This window comes from Photobacterium galatheae, from assembly GCF_000695255.1.
Taxonomy (GTDB): domain Bacteria; phylum Pseudomonadota; class Gammaproteobacteria; order Enterobacterales; family Vibrionaceae; genus Photobacterium; species Photobacterium galatheae.
The window spans coordinates 12,864-38,428 of record NZ_JMIB01000021.1 but is presented as its reverse complement, the minus strand read 5'-3'; the positions used below and the strand labels follow the sequence as shown (position 1 = coordinate 38,428).

The following is a 25,565-nucleotide window of genomic DNA, read 5'->3' as shown; positions in this document are numbered from 1 at the left end:
TGGGTTGTCATTACAATCATCTTGTATCCTCCAAAGTTGTTGCATTAAGTGTTTGGAATGTAGCAGGTAAAGATAAAGGTGTCCAGAGATGAAAAAGATAATCTGGACACCCGTGTCTGCTGAAAAGAACGATGTCGCTAGGAAGGCTATTCAGCAAAAATTATGCAACTAAAACTATGAAGCTAAGTATGCTGCTTTACGTGCATTAAACCGATCAACCAGGTCGTTAATGTCTTCCTGTGAATAGGGTTTCAAGCCGCTCATCAGCATTTTCTTTCTGCCTTCGCCAACGACTTCGCCATGTTCTTTGAAGCTGAAAGCGAGTGTGACACTGCCACGTTTGCCGTCGGTTTCAATGATGGAATCGGTCAGCTCTACTTGAGGTACATCGAGATCCAGGCGGGAAAATTCTAATTCCATGCTTTCGTAGATCACCAATGGACGGGCAGGATTGATCATGACCTGTTCTGATTCCATGAGTGGCACCATGATATGCGGAAAGTTCATACCAGAGAATTGCACATAGTTTTTGGTGACGGTTTCAATCAGGTTTGTATTGTGGGTAATCTCGCCATCACGGATCACATGCAAATACTCTTTTCCTTTCTCATCGACCAGCGATAAATCGGTTGCCGATTTGGTATGAATGGTTAATGGAATACCATCGGAGATCATACCGGCAAATTCCACTCGCATTTTCTGGCTTAAACCAGTTTTGGCCAGCATCACAGAAAAGAGCAGGTCGCCCGGGACACAGAATCGCTTGTTGTCTGCATCGTGGATTGGGTTAAAGTCACCGGCAACTTTCTTGGCAAAGTGGCTGGCCTGTTCACGAGAAAAAGAATAACGACCGTTTTGTTCAGCGAAGTAAGAATTTAGAAACATTGAGTTGGAACTACCTTAGATCATCGTAATCCGGGTAGTTTAACCGAAAAATTCAGAGCAAATGGTCTAGCCAGATGGGGAATGCGTCAGAATAAAGACATGCTTCCGAAGTTATCACAAAAGTGATGCAACTGATGACATACTCATGTATGATTCCCGTCCATTTGGAGAGCGATCTCCATGCTTTATCTGGACGTGTAGAAGAGGCCAGAGACTATAAGCGGTAGGGAAACTGCATTCGAAAGGGTGCTCAGCTTTATCTGAAGCTGAGCACCCTATAATTCTTCTTGTACTGAATCGTCAGCCTTTCCTGTTTCAAAAAAGCATCAGAAACAATCCAGCAGCCAAAATGCAGACGGCTGCAATCTCTATTCTGCCGATTAACCCGACAGTGCTGGGGACGATCATTTCGTCGTGATGATTCATAGACATACCCTCCTGAATTTTTATCGTTGTTATTTTCTGTCCTGTGGTGGTTTCCCTCGGGGCAGCACAGCTTTTCTTTTATTTTCAGTATAGTTCATGAACACAAGAACATATTCATCACAAGAGAAAAACAAATTTGCAACAGTGAATTCAAATACTCAAGTGATCGCCACAATTGTCGCGCCTGTGTCTATACTCACAAAAACAACACAAGAAAAGTACAACTCGTGGTGAAAAAATGACAATATCCTTTTTAGTACTGGGTGGCTTGATTCAGGCCACCGCTGTCTATGTCGCTTTTTTTACTCAGTTTTCAGGGCATTTGTATGTCGCAACGATCCTCATGGTTATCGCACTGAGCAGTTTGATGGCAATCCGTAGCCTGATTGCACCGGCCTGTTTACTGGCTGGCGTGATTGTCGGTTTGGCTTTGTCGCATCATCAAACGAATATCAACCTCCTGAACGCTGTGGGCAGTGTGTTGAATTCTGTCACGCAGCCAGATTGGAATGCCAGTCAGGGTGGTCCGCTTGTGAGTGAAGAACCCCTCAAATAAGCTGTTTACATTGATTCACTATCAGAATGATTGGACTGGAATCAATAATCGCTGACCGGCATGGATTTTACTGTTGGCCAGTTGGTTTATTTTTTTGATTGCACCAATTGATGTATTGTTCAATGTCGCTAGCTGATACAGCGAGTCACCGGGCTCAATATGGTGAATGCTGTACTTCTGCTTGATGTATTGCAAAGTGTTTGACTGCTGATAAAAGTGTTCCAGTTGCTGACGGGGGATCAGCAGCGTGCTTTCTTCCCGCTGGCGTGTCAGTCCCGCAGTGTAAGCGGGGTTGAATAAACTGAGTGTTTTTCCGGAAATACCGGCATCCTTTGCAATCTGCTTCAATGGGACTTGGTGAGTGACTGTAATTGTTGCCATCACTCGTTGATGAGGAATAAAGGCAAGTGGCATGTTGAATTGACTTTGTTCTTTTAATAATTGACTCAGGGCAAGTAGCTTAGGAACGTAATGTGCGGTTTCTTTCGGGAGATCCAGAGACCAGAAGTCGGTTGGTTTTCCCTGCTTTTTGTTTTGCCGTATCGCCTTACGGACTCGGCTTTCACCACTGTTATAAGCTGCAATTGCATGCAGCCAGTTCCCTTTGAATTTCTGATGCAGGTATTCAAGCAAATCCAGCGCGGCGTTGGTCGATGCAACAATGTCTAGTCGTCCGTCATATTCAGTATTGATTTGGAGGCCAAAAGATTTGCCGGTTGGTTTCGTCATCTGCCAAAGCCCTGCCGCTCCCTGGGAAGAGTATGCGTCAGGATCAAAAGAGCTTTCAATAAAAGGTAACAATGCTAATTCGATCGGCAACTGTCGTGTCTTGACATTCTCATAAAGAAAATAGAGAAAAGGCTTGGCCCGTTTGGAAACGGTTTTGATATGCAAAGGCCGATGAAGATACCACTGCCGGTAATATTTGACGCGACGATCATTGGGGATGTTGAATCTGCTTTCTTGTGCCAATCTTTCCCATAAACTGGTTTCTTTCATCATTGATAATTCGGGTAAGGTCGGCGGGGTATAATCTGCAGGTAAGCCCGTTGCGAGATACCGGCCTTCGACAACATTGTGATCGATCTGACAACGCGCATGATTGAGTGATAAGTGCAGTAAAGCTTGTTCTTGCACATTCACTTGTTCTGTTTTTGTCTGCGAAAGGGACAAGCTTTCACAACCAGTCAGTAACTGGAATGATAACACTAACAACGGCATAGCATATTTCATAACAGACCTGCTTACCTAGTTCACATCGAGCCAGTATTTTTTTGTGGAACTTTTCAGGTATAGCAAGCCCGTTTTATGCAAACTGTCTGATTTTTGATACGGTTGTTATATTTGTTTACGGAGGATATGGGGTGAAAAGTACAAGTGATTTGGTTGCGTTGATTGATCAGCACCTTTTGAGCCAATCAGGTGCCGTGATTGACTATCCATTTGGTCCAGAGCCAACGGTTTATAAAGTGGCAGGAAAAATGTTCGCCTGGATTGCTGTGAGAGAGGACACGCCTGTTCTGACGGTGAAAGCGGCTCCGGCTGATGTGGAGTTTTTGGTGGGAGAATTCCCGTCCATTACACCCGGATATCATATGAATAAACGTCACTGGATTACAATTCGTATGGATGGTCAGTTACAGAGAGGCATGTTAGAGCAGTTGGCTTCAGCATCATATCATTTGGTTGTCAGCGGGTTGAGTAAAGCTCAGCAGAGTGCTTTGAAATGAAAGCAAGAATCAACGCCACACGAAGTGGCGTTGATCTGAGGGGGAACATCGGGGAATGATCAGAAATAGAATCGCGTACCGAAGATAAATCGGGTGAAGCTGTCTTCCACACCGTCTTTGGTGACGTTAATATCATCTGTGGCGATGTTGTAGTTCACTTCAGCACTGAGCGCAACGTGTTGGTTGATGAAATATTTCAGACCTGCAGCGAGTTTGATATTTAAGGCGGTGACATCTTCGATATCAAAGTCGACATCTTCATTATCATTTGCGGACAGGTTAGCAAGCTGAGCCGCTGCACCTAAGTAGGGTACCCAATCGGTGTCATTGGTAAAGTTGTACTCTGTAAACATACCAATTTGGAATGTTTTTGTGCTGTCGCTCATATTGACATCGAGTACACCACCGAGCTCCCAGTCGTCAGTCAGGAAGTATCCATAAGAGGTATTTAAAATGAACAGGTAATCGTCAATGTAATCAAGATCCAAACTACCTTGTAAACCAAACTCTTGCGTACCTTCTTCCAGAGTTACAGCAAGTGCAGCTGGGCTAGCTAACATCGTAGACACTAATATTGCCAATGCTTTTTGCTTCATTTTTATCACTCCATTGTTTTGTGATACCTCAGAAGCATAGACGAGACCTTAAATTCTTGCTCAAGTTGTGGAAACTTTTCTTATTGTTCCTCAAAGGTAGGTTAGGGCGGAAATTACGTAATTTCACAAATATATTCAGTATGTTACTTTCTTTGGTGTGAACTTTTTAACTCATGTTGAGGAAAATAGCGCAGTCTAAAATGTAAGAACTTTGATCTGTATCTAATGCACTATAACTTATTTAATCGTATTAAAATTCAATAAACTAAAAGGCTCTCACCCCAAACGACAAACATATCATAAGACCATAGTCTGATAACGAAGGAGTTATATTCGCCATCAGTCAGTGGTATAACTGAAAGAAAAATGAACAAAGGCAAGGAAAGATGCATTTTCCCTATCGAAATATTGTCATTCTCACTGGGGCAGGGATCTCTGCTGAGTCTGGTATCAAAACTTTTCGGGATCAGGATGGGCTTTGGGAAAACCACCGTATAGAAGATGTTGCGACCCCTGAAGGCTATCAGAAAGACCCGAATTTAGTGCAGTCATTTTACAACCAACGCCGCAAACAGTTAGAAAGCGGAACGGTGAAGCCAAACGCGGCGCATTACGCGCTTGCACGTTTAGAGCAGGCGCTTGATGGCAATGTCACCATCGTGACGCAGAATATTGATAACCTTCATGAATTAGCCGGCAGTCAGCATGTTATTCACATGCACGGCGAATTACTGAAAGCACAATGCAGTCAGAGCGGGCAGACAATTGACTGGAGTGGAGATATTTCTCTGGATGATTGCTGTCACTGCTGCCAGATTCCCGCACCTTTACGTCCGAATGTCGTCTGGTTTGGAGAAATGCCACAGGGTATGGATAAGATTTATGCCGCGTTGACAGAGGCGGATCTCTTTATTGCGATTGGAACATCAGGCTCTGTATATCCAGCTGCGGGGTTTGTTCATGAAGCTGCGATGCAGGGCGCACATACCATTGAGCTCAATCTGGAACCCAGCATTATCGAAAGTGAATTTGAGGAGAAGCGTTACGGTCCCGCCTCACAAATTGTGCCTCAGATTGTTGAAGAATTGCTGACAGCAGACGCTTCGTAGCTGAATGCAAAAGGAAGCTTTATTAAAGAAGGTAACCAGATGAAAAAGGCGCCATACCAGGCGCCTTTCCATCATTCGGTCGTTATTGTCCGGCCTTCAGCTTTTGGAAGTATTCCTCATAAAGTGCGACAGCATCGCCAACACTATCTTGCCATTCACCAGCATCCAGCACTTCCTGAGGCGGGTAAATGCTTGGGTTATCAACAAAAGATTTTGGCAGATTGTCTTTTGCTGTCGCAACTGGGGTTGGATAACCAATTTCTAAAGCAATTTTTGCTGCATTTTCAGGCTTGAGCAGGAAGTCGATCATTTTGTGGGCTGCATCAATATTCTTTGCACCGGCTGGAATGGCTAAGCTATCCATCCAGAAAATTGCGCCTTCTTTTGGCCACACGATATCAATCGGTGCGCCTTCCTGACGAGCCATATAGGCGGAACCATTCCAAAGCATGCCTAATGAGGTTTCACCAGCCATATATGGGTTTGCAGGGAAATCTGAGTTGAATAACAAGATGTTTGGCATCAGCTTTTTCAGCTCTTCATAAGCGGCTTTAATTTCTTCCGGGTTCTTTGTATTGGCTGAATAGCCCAGCTTGCGCAATGCGATATGGAAGAATTCTCGGGCATCGTCCATCATCATTAACTGGCCTTGCCATTTGCTGTCCCAGAAATTGCTCCAGCCTTTGATCTCGTCTTTGTTAATCATATCGGTGTTCACACCGATGCCGGTAGCTCCCCAAATGTATGGGATCGAGTAGTCGTTACTTGGGTCAAAGGGCTTATTCAGAAAGTTAGGGTCCAGCTCTTTAAAATGGCTCAGTTTTGACTTGTCGATCTTACGTAGCATGCCTTCATCTCGCATCTTGGAGACGTAGTAAGTCGAAGGAACAACCAAATCATAGCCTGTACCATAGGTCTTCAATTTTGCGTACATCGATTCATTCGACTCATATGTCGAGTAAATCACTTTGATACCGGTTTCTTTGGTGAAGTCTTCCAACACGTCAGCTGGAATATACTCAGACCAATTATAGAAATACAGTTCATTGTCTGCTGCCATAGCCACATTGGAAACAAGTGACAAGGCAAACACACCGCCGGTCATCATTGAAGACCATTTTTTCATTTTTTTACTCCTAACTTCGGAAGCCATGACGAGGCTATCCGGACGCTATAGCAATGCCCACCTCTCTTGCGGACAAGTGATGTCAAATTCGTTGACAGATGTATGTCAGAAAGGGATTGGAGCCGTTTCTAACGTATGGAATTCACTCAAGAATCAGTGGGAGAGTATAGCAGAGGGGATAAGAAAAAAGGCAACCAAAATGGTTTGGTTGCCTAAAGAAAGTACTTATTGGCCAGCTTTCAGTTTCAGGAAGTTTTCCTCGTACAGAATATTGGCATCGCCGACTGCGTTTTGGAATTCACCGCGGTCTAATTCTTCTTGCGGCGGGAATAACGTCGGGTTGTCTTTGTACTTCGCATTAGAAGCCTCAACACCCGTCAGGTAGCCGGTTTCTTCTGAAATTTTTGCCGCGATATCCGGGCGCAACAGAAAGTCGATCATCTTGTGCGCAGCATCCACGTTCTTCGCGTTGCTGGTAATCGATAGGTTGTCTACCCAGTAGATACCGCCTTCTTTTGGCCATACCAGTTGAATAGGCAGTCCTTCACGCTGCGCCGCAGCGGCTGAACCGTTCCACAGCATCCCTAAGCCAACTTCACCTGCCATGTATGGTGCAGCAGGGTTGTCAGAGTTGAACACCAGCACATTTGGCATCAGCTCTTTCAGTTTTTCGTAAGCTTCGTTGATTTGTTTTGGATCGGTTGTGTTGCCAGAATACCCAAGAATCTTTAATGCAATGTGGTGCACTTCGCGGGTATCATCCATCAGCATCAGTTGACCACGGTATTTCGGGTCCCACAGGTCTTCCCAGCTGTCAAAATCAGCAGGGTTATACATTTCTGTGTTCACAGCAAGGCCAGTAATACCCAGAACATGAGGAATAGAGTATTCATTGCTTGGGTCAAATGCCTTGTTCAGATAATTCTTATCAAGGTTTTTGAAGTTCGCTAGTTTCGATTTGTCGATCTTCTGCAGCATGCCTTCATCGCGCATTTTGGCAACGAAGTAGGTTGATGGCACGACCAGATCGTAACCTTCTGGGTGTGCTTTCAGTTTGGCATACATGGTTTCGTTCGACTCATAAGTCGAATAGATGACTTTAATGCCCGTTTCTTTCGTGAACTGTTCGCGTAATTCCGTAGAGATATACGGACCCCAGTTCATAAACACTAATTCTTTATTGGCTGCATTGACACTACCGGATACCAGAGTAGCTGCACATGCGGCACTGGCCAGAAACGCGGACCACTTCTTCATTGATGTGATAACTCCAAAATCCCTGATGGGATAGTTAATAAAACAGGGAATCAATGGGTTGATTTCCTGCATAAACGGCCAGTCAGAAAACGACCTGGCCGTGTTTCTTGCCTGATTATCAGGCAGAAAAGAAGAAACGCAATTTATTTTAATTTATCGCGCGAAATGACCTGAGAAAGCATAACCATACTTAAAGAAATAATGAGCATGACAGTTGCTAACGCATTGACTTCAGGGGAAATTCCAACCTTCACCATTGAATAAATTTTCAAAGGTAAAATTTCATAAGTTGGGCCAGTTACAAACGAACTGACAATCACATCATCGAGTGACAGAGTAAAACTCAGCAGCCATCCGGCAAAAACAGCCGGTTTTGCTAACGGCAAAATAATCTGCTTCAGAATGACCCATTCACTGGCACCTAAATCACGTGCAGCTTCCAGCATTTTGACGTCAAAGCCTTTCAGGCGGCTGTATACAGTTACCACGACAAACGGCAAACAGAATGTGATGTGGGAGAGCAACAATGTGAGGAAACCCAGTTTTGCGCCCATCAGGATAAAGAGCGCCAAGAGGGAAATAGCCATCACGATATCCGGAGACATCATCACCACAAAGAGCATGCCATTCACGAAACTTTTGCCTTTGAACCGGTAGCGGAACAGGGCCACTGCGGTCAAACTGCCAATGATGGCTGCAGCTGTGGCTGAAAACACTGCAATGTTCAATGAGTGCCAAGCTGCTTGCATCAGACTGTCGTTGTTGACCAGCTGCTCATACCATTTCGTTGTAAAGCCGCCCCATTTCATCCCAAATTTACTGGCATTGAAGGAGTTGACGATCAGAATAATGATCGGGATATACAAAAAGGCGTATACCACAGACATCAAGCTGAATTTAAAAATACGTCCCACGATTATTCCAGCTCCACTTTACGGTTGAGTAGCTTGCCAGCACGGTAGTAGGCATACAGCAAGATGGCCATAGACAAGGTGAGGGCAATGCTTGTTGCTGCACCAAATGGCCAGTCACGGGCGTTGAGTACCTGACTCTTAATCACGTTACCAATCAACAGGTTTTTCGCACCCCCTAAGAGGTCTGAAATATAGAACATTCCCATTGCTGGCAGGAAGACCAGCAGACAGCCCGCAATCACGCCTGGCATGGTCAAAGGTGCAATAACTTTGATAAAGGTTTGCACTTTATTCGCGCCCAGATCACGCGCAGCTTCAATATAAGTGTGATCCAGCTTTTCGATTGCTGAATATAGAGGTAACACCATGAAAGGTAACAGGATATATACCAAACCAACCATGACGGCGTATTCTGTGTACATAATGCGGAGTGGTTTATCAATAATCCCTATCGCCATCAGGCTGCTGTTGAATACACCCTGCGTCCCCAGCATGAGTTTCAGGCCGTATGTTCGAATCAGTGAATTCGTCCAAAAGGGTACAATGACCAGAAACAGCATCACTGGACGCCATTTCTGCGGCATTTTTGCAATACTGTATGCAAACGGATAACCCACCAGCAGGCAGAGAATCGTTGCCATGCCGGCCATGTAGAACGAATGCAGCATCACCTGCGCATACAGGGGATCAAACAAACGGACGTAGTTTTCCAGCGTGAAAGTCAGATCAATCAGATTTGCGTCGTCACGCGTCAAAAAACTGGTGCCGATAATCATCAGGTTCGGAATGAATACGAACAGCAGCAGCCATCCGACAATCACCGAGATGATGATGTTTTGCAGATTAAGCTTTTTCGTCATCAGCCAGTACCACTTCCCAACTTTCAACCCAGGTGATCGCGACTTTCTGATCCAAGGAGTGGTCTACATCCGGATCATCTTCGTTAAAGAATTCACTGACCATGACCGATTTGCCGGTTTCGATCTCAACGACAGAATCCAGAGTCATCCCTTTATAGGTCCGTTCACGAACGTGACCCATCAGGCCCCAGGATTCTTCGTTTTCGTTGATCTCTTCCAGACGAATATCTTCCGGACGAAGTAAAACTTTCAGCGCGTCATTTTGATTCACGCTTAAGTCACAGTGAATGACGGCTTCCCGGCCTTCGACGGTCGCTTTGATGCGTTTTTCATCAATGCGCTCAATCACCGTTGCATCGAAGACGTTGATTTCACCAATGAAGCGGGCAACAAACAGGTTGCTCGGTTCTTCGTAGATTTCACGAGGGGTGCCGTCTTGTTCGATCTTCCCGTCACGCATCACGATAATGCGGTCTGACATCGACAGGGCTTCTTCCTGATCATGGGTCACGAAAATGAAGGTGATGCCCAAACGACGCTGAAGTTGTTTCAGCTCCAGTTGCATCTGTTTCCGAAGTTTGTAATCCAGTGCGGAAAGAGATTCATCCAGCAGCAGAACTTTCGGCTTATTGACCACAGCACGGGCGATGGCAACCCTTTGTTGCTGGCCACCAGATAATTGATGCGGCTTACGCGGTGCAAATTGATCAAGCTGAACCATTTGCAGTGCTTCCATGACGCGCGGCTTGATGTCTTTTTCAGGCACTTTTTGCATCCGCAGGCCAAATGCAACGTTGTCAAATACAGTCATATGTGGAAACAGAGCATAACTCTGGAAGACTGTGTTGACATGACGCTGTTCGGCTTGAACATGTGTTACATCTTGTCCGGCAATCACGATCTGGCCTTGATCAGCATCTTCAAAGCCAGCAATCAGACGCAGAACGGTGGTTTTCCCACAGCCAGAGGGACCAAGAATGGTTAAAAACTCACCGTCGTTTACGTTGAGGTTTAACCCGGTGATAATCTGTTTACCGTCAAAGCTTTTGCTGAGCCCTGTCAGTTGAATAACCGATTCTTTGGATGTGATGTTTGTGTTCAACTCTACCTTGTCTCCACATCGTTTCATGCAACGTATTGCTGCACAAATAAGGTCTATTTCAGGAGGCGGATAATAGACTTCCACCGGTTGAATTCAAAGTTTTTTTTGAGTCATTCTCATGACTTTTTTGCTTGTTGACTTTGTGGATGGTTGTTGATGATTTCTTAACAATTTCTGCGGGTTTTACTGCATGAATCATGCAGGTTTAAGATTGCAAACAGACGACAGCCACCAGCGATAATCTGAATGTAATCCGAATGAATCCGATATCTTTGCGTTGATTTTGAGGTATTGAAGCATTTTTTAACCATCGCAAGATTTGTTTACGGGAAGGGGTAGCGTACAATCGGGACCACTGTTTTGAATTTACTGTGAATCATTTATCTGCATGAATAACAAAAGTCTTCAGGTTGGCGGCTCAATCGAAAAAGCGACGTCTGGTAAAGCAGACTTGCAGGCTATCGCTGTTCTTCAGGAAGCCTGGAAAGTGACTGCAAAGCACTTTCTGACATTCTTTCCGGCCATTGCCGGCCTGTTTTTGGCACAGCTGGCGTTGTTGTTACTTGCGCTGAAAGTCCAACTGGGCAACCCAGGTTTATTTTTTGATGCTTTTATCACCGGTGAAGGCCTGACACCAGAAATTGTCGAAGCTGGATTTATGGCGAATTTTTGGTCGGATGTCCTCAGCGCCCCTCTGTATGCCGGTATAAGCCTGATGGCATTGAATCATGCAGTGGGTTTACCGACAAAACCGCGTTATCTGGTGAAAGGATTTCCTTTTGCCGTAGTCTCTGTTGTGACGATGTTGCTGACTTCTTCATTACAGGGAATCGGTAATGCTTTGTTCCCAATTCTCGGTTTGTTTCTGACCATGGCCTTTAGCATGACGATCACACTGGTTTGTGAAAAGCGTGTGACACCAATCAAGGCTATTCAATATTCGGTCGTGGCAACATTTCGTAAGATTCTGCCAATGAGTGCAATTTTCCTGGTCGTACTGATTCTGTTTTTTATCTCTTTCGCCACTGCGGGTATTGGTCTGATCTGGACAATTCCATTTTTCTTTAATGTGAAAGCGATTGTGTACCGAAATCTGTTTGGTATCACACTTCAGGTGACCACGGTGCGTAAAGGAGACGATGGTAGTAATAACAGCCAAGGAAAAGAAGAAGAGACAAAGGTATTTGACGCGTGATAAAAAATTTAAAAAAGATTGCCGTAGCGGGGGGGACGTTGGTGATCTTTGGCTGTGCCGAACCTGAAAAACCAGCTGAAGAGCCAAAACAGGCGACCCGACCGGACTTTAATGTCATGGAAGATATCAGCCAGAAGAAACAAGCTTTTTTCAACTTTCTCCGTCCTGCCGTCGCGCAGGAAAATGCCAGAGTGAGTCAGGAACGCTCTTTCTTATTGGCAATTCAGACTCAGCTCAAAGTGGGGCAGGTGATTCAAGAAAGCGACTTGAATGAAGCCCGTCAGCTTGGGGATGCATATAAGGTTGATCTCAACGATAACACGATTACCGAACAGTGGCTGGACGAGATGCTGATTCGCGTAGATGAAATCCCTGAAGCGCTTGTATTGAGTCAGGCTGCGAATGAATCTGGTTGGGGAACATCCCGTTTTGCCAGAGAAGGCCACAATTACTTTGGACAATGGTGTTATACACCGGGTTGTGGCTTAGTTCCCAGCGCCAGAAATGAAGGTGCCAGCCATGAAGTTGCGGTGTTTTCTGATGCTCAGCAATCGGTTCACGCTTACTTCATGAATGTGAACCGCAATCGAGCTTATGCTGAATTACGGGAAATCCGGGCTCAGGAAAGAGCTTCTGGCCATCAGGTTACAGGGTTGAAGCTTGCTGAAGGTTTACATCGATATTCTGAGCGTGGCGATGCGTATGTTGATGAAATACAAGGTATGATTCGACATAACAGACAGTATTGGCAACAGGGCTGACAAATGGCTAAAAACTCTTTTCTATTAGCAGCGTGTGCTGCTGCATTACTCGGTGCTTCTACACAATCTTGGGCGCAGAATATTGAGATGCGCTACAGCAACCTTTTCAGTAAATTGAAGCATAATGTTGAATCGTCCCATCCGGATGTACAGATCGCGCTTTATTTGATTGATCAACAAACCGGTCAAACCTGCGTTGTCCATAAAGGCTGGATGCAGAAGGAAGAGCATTACGAAGCGCTGGTGATTCCTGCGGATAATGCTTTAGTTGTACCGCTGGATAATAACCTCCGTCAAGCAAACCCAGATGTAACTTTTGTGATTAACGATGGCATCGTATGCGATCTGTCGATGCAGGTCATCGCTGCCAAGCCGTTCGGGACGTCAGTGACAAAAGCCGAGCTGGTTGCACTTCTGCCACAAATGGACACATTGCTAAGTGACCTGGGTGGAATGTTCTCATCTTGGTTTATGCCTGAAGTGACTGGAGTTGTTTTGCATTTTAATCAGGGCCGATCCGGTGTGATTGAGGTTTCTGACAATAGCACGATTGCGATTCAAGATGGCAAAGCGATTGTTAATGTAAAAGAATTGCCTGAAAATGCGGTGTTGCGTTTACCTTACCCAGCAGAGAAGGTGACGCCTTGGTTGGCGAGTTCTTCTTCCTCGTGATCACTCCCGTTCCGGGAAGCGTATAAAGTCTGCCAATCTGTACACGTTATACATCAATGGAATGGGGCAGCGACTAACACTGTGATTGAGATGAGTATGGTGACGAGATTTTAGACAGAGAAAGGGCCGAAACGGCCCTTTCTTGTAACTCTAAATTACCGTCTGAAGTGGTTAACTCTCAAGGTAGCGGTTAACCAAATGTTCTTTGAAGTAATCCGGATTCAATGTTTCACCTGTCGCTTCTCTCAAAATATCCTCGGTGGAGAGGAAGCTGGCTTTTTTCCAAATGTGTCGGTCCAGCCAATTGAAAATAGGTTGCAGGTTCCGTTCGCGGATCAGGTTATCAACATTCATCTCGCGACGCATTGCAGCCATAAATTGTGCTGCGTACATAGCACCAAGTGTATAGGAAGGGAAGTAGCCAAAACTACCATCTGTCCAGTGAATATCCTGCATGCAGCCGTCGGTGAAGTTTCCTTTTGTGGAGAGGCCGAGATATTCCGTCATTTTCTTATCCCATAGCTCTGGAATATCAGCCACTTCAATCTTGCCCTCAATCAGATCCCGCTCAATTTCATAACGGAGAATAATATGGGCAGGATAGGTTACTTCATCCGCATCGACACGGATGTAACCCGGTTTAACACGCGTACTAAATAGCACCATGTTTTCTGTACTGAGAGACTTATCGTTATTGCGGCTGAACACTTCACGTGCAAGAGGTGCAAGAATTTCGATGAATGGTTTGCTGCGCGAAAGCTGCATTTCAAAGAACAGGCTCTGAGATTCGTGAATGCCCATGGAACGAGCTTGACCGACAGGAAAATCCAGCCATTGTTCAGGTAAACCCTGCTCATAGCGCGCATGTCCGGTTTCGTGAATAACACCCATTAACGCACTGGTGAAATCGTCTTCGTCATAACGCGTCGTAATGCGAACATCTGTGGGTACACCGCCACAAAATGGATGGGTACTGACATCAAGACGGCCATGGCTGAAATCAAAACCGAGTTTGCTCATGATATCCAAACTGAGCGTCTTTTGTTGCTCAGCAGGGAACGGGCCTTTCGGCGTCAACACTTCGTCATGGCTTTGCTGTGCCTGGACTTCCTGAATCAGGGACGGTAACCAGGTTTTGACCTGACCAAAAATCTCATCAATTTTTTCGCAGGTCATTCCGGGTTCGTACAAATCCAGCATCGCGTTATAACGGCTCAAACCTGTCGCATCTGCTCGGATCTGTGCTTCTTCGCGGGCAAGTTGAACCACCTTTTCAAGGTTTTGGCTGAATTCATGCCAGTTGTTTTCTTTACGTTGAGAGCGCCATGCATGCTCACATTTTGAGCCGGTCAGAGACTTTTGTTCGACCAATTCAGCGGGAAGGACATTGTCTTTTTTCCACTGACGTTTCATTTCTTTCAGGCTAATTTTTTGTTCCGCAGACAGGGATTCAGCTTCAGCTTTTTCGAACCATTCCGCCAAATGGGCGGCTGTAGAAAGCTCATGATGTATTAAAGCCAACTCAGCCATAGCTTCTGAGCGTGCAGTATTGCCACCTTCTGGCATCTTTGCAGCTTGATCCCAACTGCAGATCGCGGATAAATGATGAATTCTTGAGAGCTTCTTGGTGTGTTGCTCCAGTTTTTGGTAATAAGTCATTTTTAATCCTTTATAGTGACTTTGGCAGCGTGCAGGACTACTGCAGACTTGAACCATGCTTGAATTTTACTTGTCAGAAACGTGTCATGCGAAGAAGAACCGGCGATAGGGCATATCATTCAATCGATGAAATGATGAAGCATGAAAAATTTATCCCTGCGTCTCGAAGTGGTTCTTACGATTCTACGTCGCGGGAGAACAGACGGCTTCATATGATATGACAAGTATCTAGCGTACCTTCTTATGATACGGATAATACAACCATATACCAGTCTGTTTTTAACAAAAATTTTAGTACTTTGTTAAAGGTTTACTACAAAATGCAGCGTGTCTGACTATAAAAATAGAACCGATAGCTATCTTCTTTTTCTGAAAGTGTGTCAGTTACCAGGTTCATGGGGGACGTTGTGGGCCGCTGAAGCGTGGGATTGATAACCATGAAAAAGCCGCAGTTTCTGCGGCTTAGCATGTGATGGTGATTAGCTCACCTGGAGAATATTGAGTTTTTCACCCGGGTCAAATTCACTGACATCGTCTGTGGCCACTGGTGATGCTGGCATCTCTTCTCGATCAAATGCGATATCGCCACCGTTGATTGCGCCAGAGTCTTTATCAATTGACTTGAAATCAAAGAGATTGAAGTCTGCAAGGTGCGATGGCACCACATTCTGCATGGCAGTAAACATGGTTTCGATACGGCCAGGGTACCGCTTATCCCAGTCACGCAACATCTCTTTAATGACTTGACGCTGCAGGTTTGGCTGTGAACCACACAGATTACATGGAATGATTGGAAAAGCCTTCATTTCGGAGTAGCGTTCGATGTCTTTTTCACGACAATACGCCAATGGGCGGATCACAACGTGTTCACCGTTATCCGATACCAGCTTTGGTGGCATACCTTTCACCTTACCGCCGTAGAACATATTCAAGAATAAAGTCTCCAGCATGTCGTCGCGATGGTGTCCAAGCGCAATTTTGGTTGCACCCAGCTCTTTCGCTGTGCGGTACAAGATACCTCGGCGAAGACGTGAACACAGGGAGCAGGTTGTTTTTCCTTCCGGCACCTTTTCTTTCACAATGGAGTAGGTGTCTTCGTTTACAATCTTGTATTGAACGCCGATGGACTCAAGATATTCAGGCAGAATATGCTCAGGGAAACCCGGTTGTTTTTGATCAAGGTTGACTGCAATCAGCTCAAAGTTGACAGGGGCGCTGCGTTGCAGGCTGCTCAACATCTCCAGCATGGTGTAGCTGTCTTTACCGCCAGACAGGCAAACCATAATACGATCGCCATCTTCGATCATATTGAAATCGGCAATGGCTTGTCCGGTATTGCGGCGCAGTTTCTTGGCTAATTTGTCAAAACCATATTTCTGTGATTTTGTAAGCTCTTGATCTTGAGTCATTGTATCTCTCTTTCACACCAATGGTATTGTACTCAACCCGTTGGCGGTTATTTCACTGAGCGTGATGAAAAGGCTAGAATCTCAGCCTGTCATCGTAGGAAAGTAAGTTGTGAAGTCGCAAGAGTGACTTGCTCGTCTTCAGCAAATTAATGGCGGTATGATACGGATTCTTACGACAGATTCCAGCATGTTTTGTGCTGTCGTCACGGCTTCGATTCATCTGGAATGGATCAGTGTTCGGTAAAACGCCTCATCTTTTGAGGCGTTTCATCATATTCAGGCAGGTGAGACTACTGATTCGGGTCTAACGGACTGATATAGCCATCCGGTTTGAGTGCAAGTAAATCGCAGTTGAGGCTGTCAATCGTATGTTCAGCCGTATTACCAATGAATACAGCTGATAACCCGGTACGGCCTGTTGTTCCTAAAATCACAAGTTCGGCGTCTAACTCTTCTGCAACCTTTGGAATGACATCTTCAGGTAAGCCTTCGATGACATGGGTTTTATCCTCATCAATCCCATGTTGTTGTCTGAGTGCTTTCATTGTTGTCAGGTGATGGCCTCGCACTGCATCGGTATAAGTTGCTGGATCAAACTCCGGGAGTTCAATGGTAATGTTTACGGGGGTGGCCGGGAAAGCATTCACCAGGTTGACTTCCGCACAGAGCAATTCAGCCACAGATTTAGCCTCATGGATGATCTTATCGTTTAGCGCATCATGTGTGTCGTTTTCTGCTGCGAGATTGACACAGGCTAGAATCTTTCCATTCTCAGGCCAGCTATGCTCTTTCACCAGTAATACCGGGCAGGGGCACTTGCGTAATAAGTGCCAGTCAGTTGGTGTAAAAATCACAGAACCAATTTTATCGTGCTGATGCGTTGCTTTAATCAGCAAATCATGATGTTGGCTGTAGACTTCAGCAATGATTGCTTCATACGGCCTGTTGTGCCAGACAACAATAATTTCGATGTCTAAACCAGCGCTGGTATGAGGGCGAACAATATCTTTTAACCATTCTTCTCTTTGCTGAATCACGCCGCGACGCATTGCCTGTCGCTCTTCTGAAGAGAGCATAGAAGTCATTTCATAAGAAAAATCGTAGATAGCGAGAAAAACAGTGATGCGGACGTTGTCAGATTTCTCGGCAAGATGTACAGCGCGAGATAAAGCGGGTTGATGATCTTGAAGCGGATCAGCCACCACCAAGATATTCTTATATGCGTTCATAACTGCCCCCTCATTCAACTGAATAGCAATCGGCCTGATCTGAAAAACTGTTTGTATTCAGATTAGTATATTCACTGTAATGGATTGCTGCGAATTCGTGGAGAGCTTTGATGGGGAAATGAAGAAAAAATTGATGGGCATCAAGCCCATCAATTGATTGAAAAATTACTTACACATGTTGGCACCGGCCAGTTCGGCCAGCTGCTCCCGATCGAGTATTGTGATGTACTTACCTTTCACACCAATAATATCGGCTTTCTGGAAGCGTCCCAGCAGACGACTGATTGTTTCGACCGTGAGGCCCAGATAGTTACCAATATCACCCCGTGTCATTGTTAAACGGAATTCACGGGCAGAGAAACCTCGCTCAGAGAAGCGGCAAGAGAGATCGTAGAGAAATGCAGCCAGGCGCTCTTCAGCATTTTTCTTGGAAAGAAGAAGGATCATGTTCTGATCGCTTTTAATCTCATTGCTCATTAAACGCATAATCTGTTGTCTGAGCTTAGGCATCTGACCCGCGAGATCATCCAGAATCTCAAACGGAATTTCACAGACCATGGATGTTTCAAGCGACTGAGCAAAACTCTGGTGTGTATTGTTGTTGATTGCATCAAAACCCACCAAATCACCAGCAAGATGGAAAGCGGTGATCTGTTCATCGCCTTGCTCGGTGATCGTGTAAGTTTTGATAGTGCCTGAGCGAATCGCGTAGAGCGATTTGAGTTCATCCCCGGCCTTGAACAGCTCCTGTCCCTTCTGAATCGGTTTTTTACGTTCAATAATGCTATCAAGCTGATCAAGCTCTGAATCATTGAGCGTGAAGGGAATGCACAATTGGCTGATACTACAATCCTGACAATGGATTGCACATCCACCAGATTGAACACGTTTTGTAGGGATTTTATCTGAATTCATAAACTGTGGCCTAACCAAGTTCGGATACTGGGCCCACTTTAACACACTCTTATTCAGGATGACGAGTATAAAACATCACGAAAATTGTGCGATTGCTACATATCCTGTGTGAAGTCCATAGCTCAATAACATCAATGCACTTGTTTTCTTAAATAGTTGATTCGACAACCAATGCTTGAGTCGTTCAGCCATGACACCAACCAGCAACATGGCGGGCAATGTTCCCAGTCCGAAAGCGAGCATGACCATGGCGCCTGAGGCAGCATTTCCGGCAACGGCTGCCCAACTCAGCGTTGAATAGACTAAACCGCAGGGAAGCCATCCCCAAATTACGCCAAACGGAAACGCTGCAAATGGTGATTTCAGCGGTAACAATGACTTCGCGAACGGCGATATGTGACGCCAGAGTGACTGGCCTAAAATTTCGATTTTTGTGACGCCTTGCCACCATTGGCCAATGTAGAGCGCCAATAGAATCATCATCAACGCAGCACCGAGACGCAGATAGAGCAGGGCAGAGCTGATGCCACTGAGTGATGCCATCCCGGCAACGGCACCGCCAATGAGTGCACCTGCTATTGCATAAGAAGCTAAACGGCCAGCGTTATACAAGATGAGAAAAGAGAAACGCTGGCCTTGTCGCTGCCCAGGCATACCCATCGTGATTGCCGCGGCAATGCCGCCACACATGCCAAGACAATGGCCTGCACCCAACAGGCCAATTGCAAAAGCAGCAAAGAAATCACTCGTCACGATTTCTTCTCTACTTTAGACGCTTTGGAGGGCGGTTCAGATTTTGTACTGTCATCATTTTCATCAAACAGGATGTCATAGCCCTGTCTTTCGAGGTCTTCGAATTGTTCTGATTTCACAGCCCAGATAAAGACTGCAACAGCGATACAAACGAAAATGATTGCAATTGGAATCAACAGATAAAGGCTAGCCATCTTCTTTCAATAACCTCAATGAATTGGAGACCACAATGATGGAGCTGGCTGACATACCTAAAACTGCGATGTAAGGCGCAACCAGACCCGCAACAGCCAAGGGAAGAATAACAAGGTTGTAGCCTAATGCCCATGACAGATTCTCGCGGATGATCTTGCGAGTTTTCATGGCAAGTTTTCGAGCTTCCAGAATCCGGTTGAGGTGATCTCCGAGTAGCACCATATCTGCCGAGGATTTCGCAATGTCAGTCCCGCTTCCCATTGCCAGTGACAAATGCGCTCCAGCCAATACAGGGGCATCATTCACACCGTCACCAATCATCAGGGTAATGTGATGCTTATCGAGCTTCTGTAAGTAATTCAGCTTCCCTTGCGGTGTTGCACCACTGACCAGTTGATCGACAGCAAGTTGTTCTGCGACACGTGTGGCATTGTCGGAGTTATCTCCGGTAAGCATCGTGACCTGAATTCCTTCTGATTGGAAGGCGCTGATCAATGCCTTGCTATCCGGACGAATCGGGTCATCGAGCTGGAACGCAGCAACTGCTTGGCCATCACAACTCAGCCAAACTTGGAAATCTTCTTCTGTTGGCAATTGATCTTGTGTATGCAGCGCAAATGATGCTTTACCAATTCGCCATTCTTGACCATTACGGTATCCTTTTAAGCCAAAACCAACTTCATTGATGACTTCATCAAATGAATATTCTGGATTGCGGTGGGATGAAAATGCTCTGGCAATTGGATGATTCGCAAATCGTTCAAGCTCTGCTGAGATCGACAGGACTTCCGATTCACTTTGGTGAGAGAAACATGTGGTTGTTACAATTCGTACATTCCCTTCAGTCAGAGTCCCTGTTTTATCGATCACGAGCTGATTGACGTTACATAAAGTTTCCAGAACGTGACCACGTCTCAGTAAGATACCAAGTCGTCCAAGACGAGACGTTGCACAAGTCAGGGCTGTCGGTGTCGCCAGGGATAAAGCACAAGGGCAGGTGGCCACCAAAACAGCCAGTGTGATCCAAAGTGCATCATCAGGTCTGGTCTGATGCCAGTACAACCAGGTGCCAGCTGCAATGATCAAAATGGTTGCGACAAAATAGCGGGCGACAACATCGGCTAATTCAGCAATTTTGGGCTTAGATGCCTGCGCTTCATCCTGAAGTCGAATAATGTTTGAGATCAGCGAATGCTGGCGATCTTGAGTGACTTTGACATTCACGTTACCGTCACCATTGATTGTGCCGGCATAAACATCATCACCACTGGCGCGACGAACCGGTATCGGTTCTCCTGTCAGCATGGATTCATCAATGACACTACTGCCTGAAACTATCACCCCGTCTGCAGGTAAGCTTTCTCCGGGTAACACGGTGACAACGTCACCAACTTTCAGACTCTTTGCTGCAATCTGGCTGCCATCAGCAAGGTTCGCCATAGCCGGAATCAGTTTGAGCAAATTCGCACTGGCAGCGGCAGCTTTACGTCTTGCACGCATTTCTAGATAGCGGCCAATCAATAAGAAGAAGGTGAACATAGAAATGGATTCAAAGAATACTTCACCTTTCTCAGTGACGGTTGCATAAAAGCTTGCCACGTAAGCAAAAATCAGAGCAATTGATACAGGAACGTCCATACCCAGCGAGCGGGCTCTCAGGTTTCGCCAGGCATTCAGATAAAACGGTAATGCGGAGTAGAGCAGGACAGGGGTTGCAAATAAAAGGCTCACCCAGCGGAAATAATTTCTGAAGGATTCATCAAGATCGCCAAAGACTTCAAAGTAAAGCGCTACCGCCAGCATCATAACTTGCATTGTCGCCAGACCAGCGATCCCGAGTCGGTAAAGGTAGTTCTTCATGGTCTGATGATAATGCTGCTCTTGATTATCCGCCTCAAAAGGAGCCGCTTTGTATCCAAGACGATGAATGCTGGATAAAAGCTGGCTTAGTTTTACTTTTGCGGGATCCCAGCTGAGCAATGCGCGATGGGTTGTTGTATTCACCCGAATATTCAGCACACCTTGTTCACGTTTGAGCTGTTTTTCAATCAACCAAGCGCAGGCAGCACAAGAAACACCTTCAAGTGACAATGTCACTTCATTCGCGTTCTCACTGGCTCGGACGAACTCTTGCTGAATATCTTCATGATCGTAGAGAGACAGCGACTGAAGTTGTTGAGGGACTAAGTCGGCCTTATCCGCTGTGACAGTACGATATTCGTAATACGATGTGAGACCGCTCTCGACGATTGTATGTGCAACAGCCTCACATCCCGGGCAGCACATACTGCGTGCTTTACCCAGAATTTCAACGGTTAGATGGGTCTCTTGTGGAACCGGATCACCACAGTGGTAGCAAGATTCACTCATCTCTGCTTCTGCCCATAAAGTTGAATGGGATCAGATGAGGGGAGGTTTAAACGACTATTCAGCATCCAGTCGCCTTTAAAAGGCTCAACTTCAACAAACCAAGGGCCATCAATCGGCTCTGGGGCAGAAAAACGATAGTTGCCTTGCATATCCGGGCTGATCATTTGCGTGAAATCTTTCTCGGCCAGCGTTCGGTGTGTAAACATCACGCGCAGTGTCGGGTAAGACTTCAATTCACCTTTGTTCAGGCGGAGTACGATATTGGTATCTTGTACACTGATGTCCCCGTGAATTTGAAGGGCATCAGCAACACGGAGTCGGGAAAAGTCCTGATTAATGCCTTTTCCTTTCTTGTAATAATCCTCAGCAACCAAATCGACCTTGTTCTGCGAGAAGACATACAGTGCCGTCATACTGTAAACGACAGAGATGGTTGGGATCGCAATTATGAACCAAGGCCAAAACTGCTTATACCATGGTTTTTGCATTGTGAATCCTTTTTCAAATCAATAAAAAGAGCCCCTGATTTTAACAGGGGCTCAGTGGCATATCTTCAGTGAAATTGTCAGCAAACGTCAACAATCAACTGATTCGTAACAGAAATATGAATTACTGTTCGCCGTTGCTCAGACCCCAGACATAAGCAGAGATAAGCTGGATTTTTTCTTCACCCAGAATATGCTCCCACGCTGGCATAACGCCTTGACGACCGTGCGTGATTGTTTCAACAACCGCGCGACGTGAACCACCAAATAACCAGGTGTTATCCGTCAGGTCAGGTGCACCAAAGGCTGGGTTACCTTTACCATCTGTACCATGACAAGCCGCACACACAACAAAGCGCTGTTTACCTGCATTTGCTTCTTTCGCATTCACCTTACGGCCAGACAGGCTCAGCACGTAGCTGGTTACTTCTTGTACACCGTCGGCGCCTAAGGTGTCAATCCACGCAGGCATCGCACCCTGACGACCATGCATGATGGTTGTTTTGATTGTCTCAGGCTCGCCACCATACAGCCAGTCGTTGTCAGTTAGGTTAGGGAAACCTTGTTGACCTCGAGCATCAGAGCCATGGCACTGAGCACAGTTCTGCAGAAACAGACGCTGGCCGACACGACGGGCTTCTTGATCAGCAGCAATTGCTTCGATAGGACGAAGATGATTGCCCGACTCATCATAAGCCAGTGTCTTAAACAGTTCACCATAGGCTTTTTCTGCATCACCCAGTTCTTTGGCGTACTGATCCAGTTTTTGGCTCTGCTGAGCATTTTCAATAGAAGCTTCTAACTCAGCGACGGTACGAACCGTTTGATCTGAACTTTGCCAGCCAAAGAAGCCTTTGAAGTTCCCTAAACCTGGATAAAGTGCCAGATAAACCAGTGAGAAGATGATGGTTCCCCAAAACATGTAGGACCACCATTTCGGCAGTGGGTTGTTAATTTCACGAATACCGTCGTATTCGTGTCCCATGTCTTCACCTTCTTCTACACCCATTTTGTCGCGACTACACCAGATCAGAAGACCTGCCATCGCGGCTAAGGTGCCAAGCGTGATGACTGAGACCCATATACTCCAAAACGTAGACATTCTTATTTGCTCCTGTCTTTTTCACGCGTGGCCATATCCATTTCTTCGTCTGCAAACACGAGGTTTGCAGCTTCGTCGAATTGGGATTTACGGCGTTTACTGTAGGCCCAAAGGACAATACCAATAAAGCTAGCGAACAGGATGACTGTCCAAATGCTATGAATGGTTCCAATATCCATGGTGCCTCCTTATTTCATCGCGTGACCTAACGACTGAAGGTAAGCAATAAGTGCGTCCATTTCAGTCTTGCCTTTCACATCATCACCAGCTTTTGCGATTTGCTCGTCGGTGTATGGGACACCGAACTTATCACGGAATAGAGCCAGCTTCTTGGAAGTGATCTTTCCATCCAGCGTGTTCGTTTCCAGCCATGGGAAACCTGGCATGTTGGATTCTGGAACAACATCACGTGGGTTACGAAGGTGGACACGATGCCATTCATCTGAATAGCGGCCACCAACACGTGCCAGGTCAGGACCTGTACGTTTTGAACCCCACAGGAATGGGTGCTCCCAAACACTTTCACCGGCAACGGAGTAATGGCCATAACGTTCTGTTTCTGAACGGAACGGACGAACCATCTGGCTGTGACACACAGTACAACCCTCACGGATGTATATATCACGGCCTTCCATTTCCAGAGCGGTATATGGACGCAGGTTTTCAACAGGTTCTGTGGTTTGCTCTTGGTAAATCAGTGGGGTGATTTCAACCAGGGCACCAAAGCTGATCGCGATAACGATCAGAATGGCCAGCAAACCAGCATTTTTTTCTACAAGTTCGTGACGAAAGCTCATCTGTTGTACTCCTTAAGCTGGTTGCTCTACGGCTTTCAGGCTGTCTTTTGGTGCGACAATCGTCTTATAGGCGTTGTAAGCCATTAAGAGCATGCCGGTGACAAAGATCAAACCACCGCAGAAACGAACGAAGTAGAACGGATAAGACGCTTGCAGTGCTTCAACAAAGCTGTAAGTCAACGTACCGTCGGTATTGACCGCACGCCACATCAGACCTTGCATGACACCAGAAATCCACATTGCAACGATGTACAGTACTGTACCAATGGTTGCCAGCCAGAAATGTACGTTCACCAGTTTGATGGAGTACATGCGTTCTTGACCGAAAAGTTTAGGTACCAAGTGGTAGATTGAACCAATTGAAACCATCGCAACCCAGCCTAATGCACCGGAGTGTACGTGGCCGATTGTCCAGTCTGTATAGTGAGATAGGGCGTTTACTGTCTTAATTGCCATCATCGGGCCTTCGAAGGTTGACATGCCGTAGAACGACAGAGAAACAACCAGGAAGCGCAGGATTGGGTCATAACGCAGTTTATGCCATGCACCTGACAGTGTCATGATGCCGTTGATCATGCCGCCCCAGGATGGTGCAAACAGAACCAAAGACATCACCATCCCTAGAGACTGTGTCCAGTCTGGCAGAGCGGTGTAGTGCAGGTGGTGAGGGCCAGCCCAGATATACAGAGAAATCAATGCCCAGAAGTGTACGATTGACAAACGGTAGGAATAAACAGGACGACCAGCTTGCTTGGGAACGAAGTAATACATCATACCCAAGAAACCAGCAGTAAGGAGGAAACCTACGGCGTTATGACCGTACCACCATTGAACCATGGCATCGACTGCACCGGAATAAACAGAATAGGACTTCGTCATAGAGACTGGAATCGCCATACTGTTTACAATGTGCAGCACTGCCACTGTCAGAATGAAGGCACCGAAGAACCAGTTCGCCACATAAATGTGGGAGGTTTTCCGTTTAATCATGGTCCCGAAGAACACGACAGCGTAAGCAACCCATACGATAGCGATGAGCACATCGATTGGCCACTCCAGCTCAGCATATTCTTTACTGGTTGTGAGTCCCATTGGCAGCGAAATCGCTGCTGATAGGATGACGGCTTGCCAGCCCCAGAAGGTAAACGACGCTAACTTGCCACCAAACAGCGTGGTTTGACATGTACGTTGAACGACATAGTAGGATGTCGCGAACAGCGCACTGGTACCGAATGCGAAAATCACTGCATTAGTATGCAGCGGACGCAGACGGCTGTATGTCAACCAAGGGGTGTCAAAGTTAAGTGCCGGCCATACCAACTGAGCGGCAATGAATACACCAACGCTCATTCCTACAATTCCCCATAGTATGGTGGCTAAAGTGAATTGACGAACGACCGTATAGTTGTAGTTTTGATCAAGCTGCTTTTCTTGGCTCATGTTGCATGCTTCCACTAAAAAT

General features: G+C 46.0%; 26 protein-coding genes. 6 read left to right on the top strand and 20 right to left on the bottom strand.

Annotated elements, in window-relative coordinates; genetic code table 11:
- Positions 1-174: 174 nt before the first annotated feature.
- Positions 175-885: a DUF3581 domain-containing protein gene (locus tag EA58_RS10110; protein ID WP_036752061.1), complete on the bottom strand. Its 711-nt coding sequence runs from the start codon at positions 883-885 to the stop codon at positions 175-177.
- 664 nt (positions 886-1,549) lie between these two features.
- Here EA58_RS10110 and EA58_RS10105 point away from each other — a divergent pair.
- Entirely contained in the window at positions 1,550-1,867 is a 318-nt protein-coding gene (locus EA58_RS10105) for a hypothetical protein (RefSeq protein ID WP_051642007.1), read from the top strand.
- A 21-nt stretch (positions 1,868-1,888) separates the two neighbouring features.
- On the opposite strand, the gene EA58_RS10100 is transcribed toward EA58_RS10105, so the two are convergent.
- Positions 1,889-3,100: a transglycosylase SLT domain-containing protein gene (locus tag EA58_RS10100; protein ID WP_051642006.1), complete on the bottom strand. Its 1,212-nt coding sequence runs from the start codon at positions 3,098-3,100 to the stop codon at positions 1,889-1,891.
- Positions 3,101-3,231: 131 nt separating this feature from the next.
- On the opposite strand from EA58_RS10100, the gene EA58_RS10095 reads away from it, so the two are divergent.
- On the top strand, positions 3,232-3,597 hold the full coding sequence (locus EA58_RS10095; RefSeq protein WP_036752058.1) for an MmcQ/YjbR family DNA-binding protein: 366 nt from the start codon (positions 3,232-3,234) through the stop codon (positions 3,595-3,597).
- Between the two features lie 59 nt (positions 3,598-3,656).
- Here EA58_RS10095 and EA58_RS10090 read toward each other — a convergent pair whose 3' ends face one another.
- Complete coding sequence (locus EA58_RS10090; protein WP_036752055.1) at positions 3,657-4,193, bottom strand: outer membrane beta-barrel protein; 537 nt, start codon at positions 4,191-4,193, stop codon at positions 3,657-3,659.
- Between the two features lie 386 nt (positions 4,194-4,579).
- On the opposite strand from EA58_RS10090, the gene cobB reads away from it, so the two are divergent.
- On the top strand, positions 4,580-5,302 hold the full coding sequence (gene cobB, locus EA58_RS10085) for a Sir2 family NAD+-dependent deacetylase (RefSeq protein ID WP_036752052.1): 723 nt from the start codon (positions 4,580-4,582) through the stop codon (positions 5,300-5,302).
- Positions 5,303-5,384: 82 nt separating this feature from the next.
- On the opposite strand, the gene EA58_RS10080 is transcribed toward cobB, so the two are convergent.
- The 5 genes from EA58_RS10080 to potA all read right to left on the bottom strand — a co-directional run bounded on the left by EA58_RS10080 (position 5,385) and on the right by potA (position 10,561).
- Complete coding sequence (locus tag EA58_RS10080) at positions 5,385-6,428, bottom strand: extracellular solute-binding protein (protein ID WP_036752049.1); 1,044 nt, start codon at positions 6,426-6,428, stop codon at positions 5,385-5,387.
- Positions 6,429-6,653: 225 nt separating this feature from the next.
- Positions 6,654-7,685 (bottom strand): extracellular solute-binding protein, encoded by a 1,032-nt coding sequence (locus EA58_RS10075; RefSeq protein ID WP_036752457.1) that lies wholly within the window; start codon positions 7,683-7,685, stop codon positions 6,654-6,656.
- Between the two features lie 143 nt (positions 7,686-7,828).
- Positions 7,829-8,599 carry a spermidine/putrescine ABC transporter permease PotC gene (potC, locus tag EA58_RS10070; protein WP_036752045.1) on the bottom strand — a complete coding sequence of 257 codons (771 nt, stop codon included), beginning with the start codon at positions 8,597-8,599 and terminating at the stop codon, positions 7,829-7,831.
- A 2-nt stretch (positions 8,600-8,601) separates the two neighbouring features.
- Complete coding sequence (gene potB, locus EA58_RS10065; protein WP_036752042.1) at positions 8,602-9,459, bottom strand: spermidine/putrescine ABC transporter permease PotB; 858 nt, start codon at positions 9,457-9,459, stop codon at positions 8,602-8,604.
- On the bottom strand, positions 9,443-10,561 hold the full coding sequence (gene potA / locus EA58_RS10060; RefSeq protein WP_036752455.1) for a spermidine/putrescine ABC transporter ATP-binding protein PotA: 1,119 nt from the start codon (positions 10,559-10,561) through the stop codon (positions 9,443-9,445). Before potA ends, potB begins: the two co-directional genes overlap by 17 nt.
- Before the next feature lie 388 nt (positions 10,562-10,949).
- On the opposite strand from potA, the gene EA58_RS10055 reads away from it, so the two are divergent.
- Genes EA58_RS10055 through EA58_RS10045 form a run of 3 tightly spaced genes read left to right on the top strand, consistent with a single transcriptional unit; the run spans position 10,950 to position 13,189 of the window.
- The gene (locus EA58_RS10055) at positions 10,950-11,756 is read left to right on the top strand and encodes a DUF2189 domain-containing protein (protein ID WP_036752039.1); all 807 of its coding nucleotides are present in this window, start codon (positions 10,950-10,952) and stop codon (positions 11,754-11,756) included.
- Complete coding sequence (locus EA58_RS10050; protein WP_036752036.1) at positions 11,753-12,517, top strand: glucosaminidase domain-containing protein; 765 nt, start codon at positions 11,753-11,755, stop codon at positions 12,515-12,517. The genes EA58_RS10055 and EA58_RS10050 overlap by 4 nt, the downstream gene beginning before the upstream one ends.
- Before the next feature lie 3 nt (positions 12,518-12,520).
- On the top strand, positions 12,521-13,189 hold the full coding sequence (locus EA58_RS10045) for a DUF2987 domain-containing protein (protein WP_036752033.1): 669 nt from the start codon (positions 12,521-12,523) through the stop codon (positions 13,187-13,189).
- Positions 13,190-13,360: 171 nt separating this feature from the next.
- Here EA58_RS10045 and EA58_RS10040 read toward each other — a convergent pair whose 3' ends face one another.
- The 12 genes from EA58_RS10040 to ccoN form a co-directional block, all read right to left on the bottom strand.
- Positions 13,361-14,848 carry a carboxypeptidase M32 gene (locus EA58_RS10040; protein WP_036752030.1) on the bottom strand — a complete coding sequence of 496 codons (1,488 nt, stop codon included), beginning with the start codon at positions 14,846-14,848 and terminating at the stop codon, positions 13,361-13,363.
- A gap of 479 nt (positions 14,849-15,327) precedes the next feature.
- Positions 15,328-16,257, bottom strand: a complete 930-nt coding sequence (gene ttcA, locus EA58_RS10035) for a tRNA 2-thiocytidine(32) synthetase TtcA (RefSeq protein ID WP_036752027.1) — start codon at positions 16,255-16,257, stop codon at positions 15,328-15,330.
- Between the two features lie 290 nt (positions 16,258-16,547).
- Complete coding sequence (gene uspE, locus EA58_RS10030) at positions 16,548-17,486, bottom strand: universal stress protein UspE (RefSeq protein ID WP_036752024.1); 939 nt, start codon at positions 17,484-17,486, stop codon at positions 16,548-16,550.
- A 165-nt stretch (positions 17,487-17,651) separates the two neighbouring features.
- Positions 17,652-18,401 carry an FNR family transcription factor gene (locus EA58_RS10025; RefSeq protein WP_036752021.1) on the bottom strand — a complete coding sequence of 250 codons (750 nt, stop codon included), beginning with the start codon at positions 18,399-18,401 and terminating at the stop codon, positions 17,652-17,654.
- 75 nt (positions 18,402-18,476) lie between these two features.
- Entirely contained in the window at positions 18,477-19,154 is a 678-nt protein-coding gene (locus EA58_RS10020) for a sulfite exporter TauE/SafE family protein (RefSeq protein ID WP_152547983.1), read from the bottom strand.
- Complete coding sequence (gene ccoS / locus EA58_RS10015) at positions 19,151-19,348, bottom strand: cbb3-type cytochrome oxidase assembly protein CcoS (protein WP_036752015.1); 198 nt, start codon at positions 19,346-19,348, stop codon at positions 19,151-19,153. The genes EA58_RS10020 and ccoS overlap by 4 nt, the downstream gene beginning before the upstream one ends.
- Positions 19,341-21,719: a heavy metal translocating P-type ATPase gene (locus EA58_RS10010; RefSeq protein ID WP_036752011.1), complete on the bottom strand. Its 2,379-nt coding sequence runs from the start codon at positions 21,717-21,719 to the stop codon at positions 19,341-19,343. The genes ccoS and EA58_RS10010 overlap by 8 nt, the downstream gene beginning before the upstream one ends.
- Entirely contained in the window at positions 21,716-22,207 is a 492-nt protein-coding gene (locus EA58_RS10005; RefSeq protein WP_036752008.1) for a FixH family protein, read from the bottom strand. The genes EA58_RS10010 and EA58_RS10005 overlap by 4 nt, the downstream gene beginning before the upstream one ends.
- Positions 22,208-22,328: 121 nt before the next feature.
- A complete protein-coding gene (ccoP, locus tag EA58_RS10000; RefSeq protein WP_036752005.1) occupies positions 22,329-23,306 on the bottom strand; it encodes a cytochrome-c oxidase, cbb3-type subunit III in 978 nt (325 codons plus the stop codon).
- Between the two features lie 2 nt (positions 23,307-23,308).
- Entirely contained in the window at positions 23,309-23,485 is a 177-nt protein-coding gene (locus EA58_RS09995; protein WP_036752003.1) for a CcoQ/FixQ family Cbb3-type cytochrome c oxidase assembly chaperone, read from the bottom strand.
- A 9-nt stretch (positions 23,486-23,494) separates the two neighbouring features.
- Positions 23,495-24,103, bottom strand: coding sequence for a cytochrome-c oxidase, cbb3-type subunit II (ccoO, locus tag EA58_RS09990; RefSeq protein ID WP_036751999.1), 609 nt, complete (start codon positions 24,101-24,103; stop codon positions 23,495-23,497).
- Between the two features lie 12 nt (positions 24,104-24,115).
- Complete coding sequence (ccoN, locus tag EA58_RS09985; RefSeq protein WP_036751996.1) at positions 24,116-25,543, bottom strand: cytochrome-c oxidase, cbb3-type subunit I; 1,428 nt, start codon at positions 25,541-25,543, stop codon at positions 24,116-24,118.
- Between the last annotated feature and the right edge of the window lie 22 nt (positions 25,544-25,565).

Excerpts from the sequence above, each read along its gene's own strand:
- EA58_RS10105 (WP_051642007.1), top strand. The coding sequence starts at position 1,550 with ATGACAATATCCTTTTTAGTACTGGGTGGCTTGATTCAGGCCACCGCT.
- cobB (WP_036752052.1), top strand. The coding sequence starts at position 4,580 with ATGCATTTTCCCTATCGAAATATTGTCATTCTCACTGGGGCAGGGATC.
- EA58_RS10075 (WP_036752457.1), bottom strand. The coding sequence starts at position 7,685 with ATGAAGAAGTGGTCCGCGTTTCTGGCCAGTGCCGCATGTGCAGCTACT.
- EA58_RS10010 (WP_036752011.1), bottom strand. The coding sequence starts at position 21,719 with ATGAGTGAATCTTGCTACCACTGTGGTGATCCGGTTCCACAAGAGACC.
- uspE (WP_036752024.1), bottom strand. The coding sequence starts at position 17,486 with ATGAACGCATATAAGAATATCTTGGTGGTGGCTGATCCGCTTCAAGAT.
- EA58_RS10025 (WP_036752021.1), bottom strand. The coding sequence starts at position 18,401 with ATGAATTCAGATAAAATCCCTACAAAACGTGTTCAATCTGGTGGATGT.
- potB (WP_036752042.1), bottom strand. The coding sequence starts at position 9,459 with ATGACGAAAAAGCTTAATCTGCAAAACATCATCATCTCGGTGATTGTC.
- EA58_RS10080 (WP_036752049.1), bottom strand. The coding sequence starts at position 6,428 with ATGAAAAAATGGTCTTCAATGATGACCGGCGGTGTGTTTGCCTTGTCA.
- EA58_RS10110 (WP_036752061.1), bottom strand. The coding sequence starts at position 885 with ATGTTTCTAAATTCTTACTTCGCTGAACAAAACGGTCGTTATTCTTTT.
- EA58_RS10055 (WP_036752039.1), top strand. The coding sequence starts at position 10,950 with ATGAATAACAAAAGTCTTCAGGTTGGCGGCTCAATCGAAAAAGCGACG.
- ccoP (WP_036752005.1), bottom strand. The coding sequence starts at position 23,306 with ATGTCTACGTTTTGGAGTATATGGGTCTCAGTCATCACGCTTGGCACC.
- ttcA (WP_036752027.1), bottom strand. The coding sequence starts at position 16,257 with ATGACTCAAGATCAAGAGCTTACAAAATCACAGAAATATGGTTTTGAC.
- EA58_RS10045 (WP_036752033.1), top strand. The coding sequence starts at position 12,521 with ATGGCTAAAAACTCTTTTCTATTAGCAGCGTGTGCTGCTGCATTACTC.
- EA58_RS09995 (WP_036752003.1), bottom strand. The coding sequence starts at position 23,485 with ATGGATATTGGAACCATTCATAGCATTTGGACAGTCATCCTGTTCGCT.
- EA58_RS10100 (WP_051642006.1), bottom strand. The coding sequence starts at position 3,100 with ATGAAATATGCTATGCCGTTGTTAGTGTTATCATTCCAGTTACTGACT.
- EA58_RS10090 (WP_036752055.1), bottom strand. The coding sequence starts at position 4,193 with ATGAAGCAAAAAGCATTGGCAATATTAGTGTCTACGATGTTAGCTAGC.
- ccoS (WP_036752015.1), bottom strand. The coding sequence starts at position 19,348 with ATGGCTAGCCTTTATCTGTTGATTCCAATTGCAATCATTTTCGTTTGT.
- EA58_RS10040 (WP_036752030.1), bottom strand. The coding sequence starts at position 14,848 with ATGACTTATTACCAAAAACTGGAGCAACACACCAAGAAGCTCTCAAGA.
- ccoN (WP_036751996.1), bottom strand. The coding sequence starts at position 25,543 with ATGAGCCAAGAAAAGCAGCTTGATCAAAACTACAACTATACGGTCGTT.
- EA58_RS10005 (WP_036752008.1), bottom strand. The coding sequence starts at position 22,207 with ATGCAAAAACCATGGTATAAGCAGTTTTGGCCTTGGTTCATAATTGCG.
- ccoO (WP_036751999.1), bottom strand. The coding sequence starts at position 24,103 with ATGAGCTTTCGTCACGAACTTGTAGAAAAAAATGCTGGTTTGCTGGCC.